The organism is Vaginisenegalia massiliensis (assembly GCF_900604935.1).
In the GTDB taxonomy this organism is placed as follows: Bacteria; Bacillota; Bacilli; order Lactobacillales; family Aerococcaceae; genus Vaginisenegalia; species Vaginisenegalia massiliensis.
The window spans coordinates 1-1,253 of record NZ_UWPC01000021.1; the positions used below are offsets into that span (position 1 = coordinate 1).

Annotated in this window: 1 protein-coding gene; it reads right to left on the reverse strand. The window is 35.8% G+C overall.

Translation table 11 applies throughout. The features are described 5' to 3' along the window. Positions 1–215 precede the first annotated feature (215 nt). Positions 216–920, reverse strand: a complete 705-nt coding sequence (locus EIH20_RS08510) for a prepilin peptidase (RefSeq protein ID WP_124059667.1) — start codon at positions 918–920, stop codon at positions 216–218. Positions 921–1,253: the final 333 nt, after the last annotated feature.

A 1,253-nucleotide genomic window follows, 5' to 3' on the forward strand; every position in this document is an offset into this window, starting at 1 on the left:
ATCAGAAGATGATCGAAAAGTATATTCGTGATCAAGAAATAGAAGATAGACTGAGTGATAGTATAAGTAAAAAAGAGTATATTGATCCCTTTGCAAAATAGGTAAAGGGAGTTTGCGGTTGGCAGTCCATTAAAAAAAGCCCCTTTAAGGGGCTCGCAGTAACAAGCCCTTCTAGGGCTGACCGTAAAGCCACCAGCTACGCTGGTGGATATTTACTACAGGATAAATTGGCATAGAAAAAAGGCAAAACATAAGAAGGGAAGAAAAGGAAGCGACACTTTGCTAATTCTTCTATCGGGGGATTGAAATAAGCAGACGATTAAAGCAGAAGTTGAGGCAAGAAAAAAATAGATAGCCAACTTAGCAAACGAAAGCGACATAGCCGAACAGATAATAAAAAAGTAATCAGCCAAACCCATTCCATCTTTGTAAAAATAATAGAGAAAGCAAGATAAAACGATACAAAATAGGAAAGTAGAATAGTCAAATTGTACTAGGCCAAGCCATAAAGATAATCCCTGTAAGAATAGAAAAGCGATTAGTAAAAAAAGATGAACGCTCAAGTATAGTAGATCCCAGTAAGAAAGGACGATTAATAAAATACAATAGGCTAAAAATAAAAAAGAAAACAGAGATAATCCCCACTCGCAGTAGGCATAAAGAAAGAGACTTGCAAAACCAAGTTCCCAAAGCAAATAAGACTTGCCAAAGACTCGATGACAGTAACGGCACCGACCAAAAAGGAGCAAATAAGAAAGAATAGGAATAAGATCAAACCATTTTAACGAGTGCTTGCAGAAAGGACAGAAAGAGCCTCGCTGGCAAAAATGCCAAAATTTTTCCTTGTTTCTAAAACTTGTAAGTAAACAGAAAGTAAAGGAACCAATCGAAGCCCCAAAAATTAGTACTAAAAGTCTCATAACGACCCCCTCAAAAGAAAATACACAAAAAGTAAAAAACAATCAAAAAAAGCTTGACGAAAAAAGCAAATCAAAGTAATATATAGGAGTTGCCACATGGCTTAACATTCTTTAACAACGAGTTGAAAGAAATAAAAAATATTTCAAAAAACTTGTTGACAATAAGAAGAAGCGATGGTAATATATAGAAGTTGTCAGCGTAAGATGCGAGACAGCAACGCTCATTGAAAACTGAACAAAGACAAACACCAGGATGTGTAAGGGATCTATTCAAACGAGTAGATACAACCCGAATATAATTCGAGAACAGGAAGCAAACCTGTCAAAAAAATA